Source organism: Neobacillus drentensis (assembly GCF_036965425.1).
GTDB lineage: Bacteria > Bacillota > Bacilli > Bacillales > Cytobacillaceae > Neobacillus > Neobacillus drentensis_F.
Window position 1 is genome coordinate 23,353 of record NZ_JBALPP010000020.1, and the last position, 6,760, is coordinate 30,112.

Genomic DNA, 6,760 nt, shown 5'->3' on the forward strand with positions numbered 1-6,760 from the left:
GAAACACTTCAAGAAGAAATACTTCAAGAAGAAATACTTCAAGAAGAAATACTTCAAGAAGAAATACTTCTAGGAGACACACTTCAAGACGCTGTACGTCTAGAAAAAGATGTCACACTACTTGCCACCGCAATTGGGAGATTAAAAAATGCTGGGATAGAAGTAATAATCAGAATTATTTCAGAAAAAGAAACTGTAGAGGATAAGATTCCGAAACTGTTCTAGTAAAAAAGGGAAAGGAGCCAAAGACCCCTTTCCCATCTTTATTTATTCTATTTTTCAGGAATGGCACAGCTGCCATCTTCGCAGCTTACATCGGCATCCGTAGACAAATCCTGCAGCACCGTTGAAGCTGATTCTTCCTCCCATACCTTTTGGAGCGCACCCTTAAAGGTTTCAATAGGCTGGGCACCAGAAATAGCATATTTTTGGTTTAGAACAAAATAAGGTACGCCACGAACTCCATATTGCTGAGCTAAGGACTCGTCAAATCTTACATCTTGTGCAAATGAGTCTTTATCTGCTAATACGTTCAAGACCTCTTGAGGATCAAGACCTGCCTCTACTGCGATTTCTACTAGGGTTTCATTCTCTCCAATATGCTTTGAATCCGTGAAATAAGCTTGAAGAAGTTTTTCCGAAATTGCCGCTTCTTTCCCTTTTGTTTTAGCAAATTTCGCTAACCGATGGGCATCAAAGGTATTAGTCGGCTTCATCTCATCAAAGTTAAAGGTCAAACCAACCGTTGCTGCCTGCTGAGCAACACTTTGATTAGCCTGCTTTGCCTGCTCAATACTCATACCATATTTCTTGGCAAGTACCTCATGAATATTTTGGCCAATATTCTTTGGAGAATTAGGATCAAGCTCGAAGCTTTTAAATTCAACTTCCACCTGCTCCTTATTTGGAAACTGTGCTAGCGCTTCTTCTAATCGGCGTTTCCCTATATAACAAAATGGACATACATAATCAGACCATACCTCAATTTTCATATTCGACACCTCATTATTATCTTGGGTTGATTTTATAGTAACACATCGTGAACCAAATCCAATTAAAATGCTCATATGTAAAAAAGTTATATGATTAATTCGGAGGTGACGTCTTCTGTATTAAAGAACAACAGTGCCCTTCATTTTGAAAGGCACTTTTTACATTGAAATTAATCATTTTCACCTTCAAACTCATCTTCCAATCTTCTAATCTCATCAATTGATTTTTCAAGGGCAGCCTGTGGGCCCTTAAAGTTCTTTTTATAATAGCCAAAATCCATAATCAGCAATAGAATAAACATTCCTCCTAGTGCGTATGCCGCCATTTGATTTGGAGGAATAACCATGATGATACAAATAAACACAATCCAAATCAAGCTGATAATATTAATTGGTTTGCTCCATTTTCCAAGGCTCCAAGGTCCATAATGCTTCGGTAAAAAGATTCCCTTTGACTCTGCTCTAAGCTTTAAATAAATCGGGATTCCATAGGCGACATACAATCCCACCACACTAACCGCGGTTAAAAAAGCAATTGTGGAGTACCCGACATCTGGGTTAATCAGCTTTGTGATGTAGTCAATCAATGCTAGAACAAAGGAAAGAATAACCGAAAGCCAAATGGCTTTTGCCGGGGTACGGTATTTGCGGCTGATTTCTGCCCAGTGACGGCTAAGTGGCATTCCATTGTCTCTGGAAAAAGCATACATCATCCGTGAGAACGACGTGATGGAAGATAAGCCGCAAAAAAACATCGCGAAGGTGACGAGCCAAAGAACGACTTTGCCAAACGTACCGCCTAATGCCTGGCTTATGACATAAATAAAGGCATTATCAGAGTTGACCGCACCGCTGGCATCATGGATAGAAAGCGTAACGAAGGAAAGCATGATAAAACCAAACACGAACGAAAAGGCAACCGAGTTAAAAATCCCCCATGGCGCACGAACCCGCGGGTGCACAGTTTCCTCGATCGTATGTGCAGATGCATCGTAGCCTGTAAAAGTCCATTGTGCTTGTAATAATCCAATTAAGAAAGCAAGAAAATAGGGTTTATCGGAAAAAGTTTGCCCGACTTTAAACAAATAATCAATCGGCTGCAATCCATTTTTTGTAAAAAACGCTAAACTGACAACCAAGATGGCTACCACTATCATATGGTACCAGGCAGAAAAATCATTAAGTTTTGCAACGATTTTGATTCCGACATGATTGAGGATTCCGTGTAAAAGGAGAACGGCGCCAAAGACTATTAGAGTGGTAGTATCGGTAGAAGAATAGTCGAAGATTCCTGCAAGGAGCGGATCGGCGAATAAGGCAACAGAGTAATCGATTCCAGCAACAATGCCAATTTGACCAATTAAGTTAATCCATGCGGTGTACCAGCCAATCCTTGTTCCCTTCAAGGCAGCGGCCCAATGATACAAAGCACCTGCAGTCGGAATGGCTGATGCCAGCTCCGAAAGGGAAGCCGCGATGAGAAGGACGAAAAAAGCGACGATTGTCCAGCCAAATCCCATCATCCCAGGGCCTCCATAAAGCAGCCCATGTCCATAAAGGGAGACAGCACCGGTTAAAATGGAAATGATAGAAAAAGAAATTGCAAAGTTCGAAAACCCACCCATATCACGCAGCAATTCTTGGGCGTAGCCATAACGATTGAGCTGTTTTCGGTCCTCCAACAATTGTTGGTTTTTATTTTTCATTCCCTTCGCTCCCTTCTATTTGTCATCCCTGCCGACGAAAATTTCATGTTCTCCATCATTAAAGGCTCTGACATTTTTATTTGCCCTTACACCAATGGCTGTACCAGCTGCCAGTGTTAACAACACTAAAGCAAATCCAATCACAACCCCCATTCTTTCCCCTCCTTCCCTTCCAATTTCCCATGGCCGACAACCTACACTATAACTCTAATTTCACACCGCTCACCTTTTGGTCAATCATTCTTCGTAGAACGGTTCCTATATGAGCGCCTGCCTCTATTGGCGTGGTACCAAGCGGATGGATATTAGAGATGACGTTGCGGTCTGATTCAATAATCCCCTTTCGCGGCCGGTAACACATATACGCACTCATCGAGCTTGCCGATACCAGCCCAGGACGTTCGCCGATTAAAAGCACGAGGACCTCTGGCTCGAGAATATCACCGATATGGTCCATACAGGCAACCCTTCCCCCTTTGACAAAAAAAGAAGTTCCATATGAAAGATTGTTTATTTTCAAAGAATCTATCAGCGCAGGGAAAACATCTTTAAGGTTTGTCTCAACAGCACTGGCACTCAGTCCATCGGAAACAACAATTTGAACTTGAGGCCGCTTTTGGCAGCGGCTGCTGATAGTGTCAACGGCAGCGTTCGTAAGCACCCGCCCTTTATCTGGCCTTTTCAGGTAAACCTCTTTATTTTCATAGCACGTCTCAACTGTAAATAAATCGAATTCTACTAAGTATTTTTCCAAGACCTCACTGCCAACCGCATCGATGGCAGCGGCATGATCGAATTGCAGCTTTAACATCGTTTTCGTTAAGGGCCGGGTGCCTGTTCGCCAAACTCCAATTCGAGCGGGCGTCGAGGCGGTCAACTCCGCCACTCCTTCCTGATAGACTGGCTGTGGAATCGATGTCCTCCAATCCTGTTCTGAAAAAACTAAACCTTTTTCGATAATTTCTTTTACATTCTCCCTGGCAATATTATGGTCGGGTGTAAACCTTTTTTGCAGCTGTTCCATTACTTTTTGAACAATTAATTCAATTTGACCTTCATTCATTCTTGAACCCTCCTTTCTACATAAATATCGTCGGATCTCCTGCACGCCCTGTTAATTTGCCGTTTTCCATAATACCCATTTTCTCCAGCCACTTCTCAAAATAAGGAGCCGGACGTAAACCCAGAACGCTTCTTACCGAAGCGATGTCATGAAAGCTCGTGGATTGATAATTGAGCATGCAATCATCTGCCATTGGCACACCAATGAGGAAATTGACCCCTGCAGAACCAAGGAGAATCGCAAGGTTTTCCATATCATTTTGATCGGCTTTCATATGATTCGTATAACAAACATCGACCCCCATTGGTATCCCCTGCAGCTTCCCCATAAAATGATCCTCTAGCCCTGCCCTAATTACCTGTTTGCTGTTATAAAGGTACTCTGGACCAATAAATCCGACAACTGTGTTGACGATAAAAGGGTGATACTTTTTAGCGAGTCCATAACACCTCGCTTCAAGTGTTACTTGGTCAATGCCATGATGCGCATCCGATGATAACTCCGAACCCTGTCCTGTTTCAAAGTACCAGAGATTCGGCCCAGCTGACGTTCCTTCTTTTTGAATTAAATCATTTGCTTCATCTAACAATTCAACACATATTCCAAAAGCCTTGTTACCTGACTCCGTTCCCGCTAAGCTTTGGAACAGCAAATCGGACGGTGCCCCGTTTTTAATCGCTCGCATTTGTGTGGTGATATGAGCCAACACACAGTTTTGCGTAGGGATTAGTAAGCGGTCCATTTCCTCTTTAGTCATTTGTAAAATTTGCTTTACACTTTCTGCAGTATCATTCACGGGATTGATGCCAATGACGGCATCGCCGATTCCATAGCTCAATGCTTCATAAAGGGATGCTTTGATGCCCTGGATGGAGTCAGTTGGATGGTTTGGCTGCGCCCTTCCGGAAAGGGTTCCTTTATATCCTATTGGAAAATTGCACTGAGATATGACTTCTATTTTCGATGCAGCTTGAATTAAATCTAAATTGGACATTATTTTCGTGACGGCAGCGACCATTTCGCTAGTAAGGCCCTTCCTAAGGCGAGTGATTTCTATATTGGTTGTGGTATCGGAAAGAAGGGTTTCACGCAAGTCACTAACGGTCCAGTTGGCAATTGATTGATAGATTTTTTCATTGATTGAATTCTCTATTACTCTCGATACCTCGTCCTCTTCGGGCGCGAGGACTGGATTATTTCGTATATCGTTAAGGGTTAAGTCAGCCAAGAGGTGCCGTGCGGCGAGCCGTTCCTGTGCATCCTTTGCCGCGATGCCCGCAAGCTGATCACCAGACTTTTCTTCATTAGCTTTAGCGAGGATTTCTTTTAAATTACTAAATTGATACGTTTTATTAAGCAAAGTTATTTTTGTTTTCATTGCTTTCACCTCTAAATGCCAGCGTTTTGACGACAACCGGCACTATCGTTTCCGTTAACGGTTCGCCAATATCAATGTAATCACCATGTTCAATATTGATTTGATCGATACAAATAACATCGAAGGCAAATTGGAGCTTTAGTGCCTGTCCTAAGGCCTTTGCTATATCATTTTCACAGATGATTACTAGAATCTCACTACGAGGAAAATACTTATTGTAAAGAGTTCCAATGACAAGGGAAAGATCTTTCATTTTTTCATAGGTTAAATATACTGCCCCAGATAAACCAATGGCAAAGGGTAATCGTTCAGTATTACCAAACATTTCCTTTCCCATTAAAAGGTTTCGTTCAATCTCCTCGACTGAAAGAGATATTTTTATAACGGGAATGTTTCGCAACGGCAAACGATTCGCTTGGATTGAATTTGTTGCCCCACTGATCTTGGTCGTTTGCATCCCTGCACCGATGACAGTTGCCCTTGAGGTTTGCAGAGGCTTGATGACCCGGAAATGGTAATCTTTTAATTTTTGATTTATGCTGTTTGCCAGCAAGGGACCAAAGTCATTATATTTCGCTGCCTCTTCCATAGAAGATGGAGGTCCTGCTAAGGTGAGCCGTCCTACTCCTCCGGATATCATTACTTCATCAATCCTTGGCAATGCCTCACAAGATGAACTGTGAACCAATGAATCTAATGAATGGATTGATTTTTTTCCAGCTAAACAATCAAGCATATCGACTGCCAGTTCGGTACTAATTTTTGTTAAATCGGTTAACGATAATAATCTGCCTTTTTCTAGTTGAAGATTTTTCGAAAAAAGCCACGGTCTTATGGAAGGTGAGATAGATAAGACTTTGCCTGACGGATTGATTTCTATTAATCTTCCTCCAACATGAAACGTAATTGTTTCAAGTACTTTTCCTTGCTGAAAAAGAACCACGTTGGCCGTACCGCCGCCAATGTCAATATTTGCCACTATCCCTTTAGTCTTTATGGAATGTTCATAGGAGCCTGAACCTCTTCCTGCTAAAACTGCTTCTAAGCTGGCACCCGCAACAGCAACCACAAAGTCCCCCGCCCGTTCGGATAAATAATGAATCAAGGCATCGGCATTTTTTTTAATAGCCGTTTCACCCGTAATAATGACAGCCCCAGAATGTATATCGGAAATGGTTAAGCCCGCTTGAATGTATTCTTTTTCTAGCCAAGCAACTAATTGAGTTAGGTCGATTTCCTCTTCATCTATCAGTGGTGTTGAAAGGATTTCACTTACAAAGGTGACCTTACGCTCGATAATATCAAAATGCGGCAGAGCAAACTGACTTGACACCCGTCCGAGTGTCAAGTCGCTCATCATTAATTTAGTCGTACTCGTGCCGATATCGATTCCTACACTTTTTATTACTTTATTGTTCAAGCGTGGTCACCTCCTAATTCGTTCTAGTTTCGCACCATATTATTCCAATTGTTTTGACTATTTTCAGAATTGAGTTGATTGACATCTCATCATTTTTCGGTTAATTTTTGGAATAAAATGTCTAATTGTCCAAACCTTTATAAAAAATGTCCAAACATCTTCGAAAAATGTCCAAACATCTTCGAAAAATGTCCAAACCAC

At 41.9% G+C, this 6,760-nt stretch carries 7 protein-coding genes; 1 reads left to right on the top strand and 6 read right to left on the bottom strand.

Going from position 1 to position 6,760, the window contains the following annotated elements:
- The coding region (locus V7161_RS05665) for a hypothetical protein (protein WP_335442988.1) at positions 1 to 225 on the top strand (225 nt) is incomplete at its 5' end.
- A gap of 47 nt (positions 226 to 272) precedes the next feature.
- On the opposite strand, the gene V7161_RS05670 is transcribed toward V7161_RS05665, so the two are convergent.
- The 6 genes from V7161_RS05670 to V7161_RS05695 form a co-directional block, all read right to left on the bottom strand.
- Positions 273 to 992, bottom strand: coding sequence for a DsbA family oxidoreductase (locus V7161_RS05670; protein WP_335442990.1), 720 nt, complete (start codon positions 990 to 992; stop codon positions 273 to 275).
- A gap of 170 nt (positions 993 to 1,162) precedes the next feature.
- The gene (locus V7161_RS05675; protein WP_335442992.1) at positions 1,163 to 2,698 is read right to left on the bottom strand and encodes an amino acid permease; all 1,536 of its coding nucleotides are present in this window, start codon (positions 2,696 to 2,698) and stop codon (positions 1,163 to 1,165) included.
- Positions 2,699 to 2,713: 15 nt separating this feature from the next.
- Entirely contained in the window at positions 2,714 to 2,851 is a 138-nt protein-coding gene (locus V7161_RS05680) for a hypothetical protein (protein ID WP_335442993.1), read from the bottom strand.
- A gap of 46 nt (positions 2,852 to 2,897) precedes the next feature.
- Positions 2,898 to 3,761 (bottom strand): ethanolamine ammonia-lyase subunit EutC, encoded by an 864-nt coding sequence (eutC, locus tag V7161_RS05685; RefSeq protein WP_335442995.1) that lies wholly within the window; start codon positions 3,759 to 3,761, stop codon positions 2,898 to 2,900.
- A gap of 16 nt (positions 3,762 to 3,777) precedes the next feature.
- The gene (locus V7161_RS05690; RefSeq protein WP_335442997.1) at positions 3,778 to 5,139 is read right to left on the bottom strand and encodes an ethanolamine ammonia-lyase subunit EutB; all 1,362 of its coding nucleotides are present in this window, start codon (positions 5,137 to 5,139) and stop codon (positions 3,778 to 3,780) included.
- A complete protein-coding gene (locus tag V7161_RS05695) occupies positions 5,114 to 6,559 on the bottom strand; it encodes an ethanolamine ammonia-lyase reactivating factor EutA (protein WP_335442999.1) in 1,446 nt (481 codons plus the stop codon). The genes V7161_RS05690 and V7161_RS05695 overlap by 26 nt, the downstream gene beginning before the upstream one ends.
- Positions 6,560 to 6,760: the final 201 nt, after the last annotated feature.

Coding starts and splice junctions, on each gene's coding strand:
- V7161_RS05670 (WP_335442990.1), bottom strand. CDS start 992: ATGAAAATTGAGGTATGGTCTGATTATGTATGTCCATTTTGTTATATA.
- V7161_RS05680 (WP_335442993.1), bottom strand. CDS start 2,851: ATGGGGGTTGTGATTGGATTTGCTTTAGTGTTGTTAACACTGGCAGCT.
- V7161_RS05675 (WP_335442992.1), bottom strand. CDS start 2,698: ATGAAAAATAAAAACCAACAATTGTTGGAGGACCGAAAACAGCTCAAT.
- V7161_RS05690 (WP_335442997.1), bottom strand. CDS start 5,139: ATGAAAACAAAAATAACTTTGCTTAATAAAACGTATCAATTTAGTAAT.
- eutC (WP_335442995.1), bottom strand. CDS start 3,761: ATGAATGAAGGTCAAATTGAATTAATTGTTCAAAAAGTAATGGAACAG.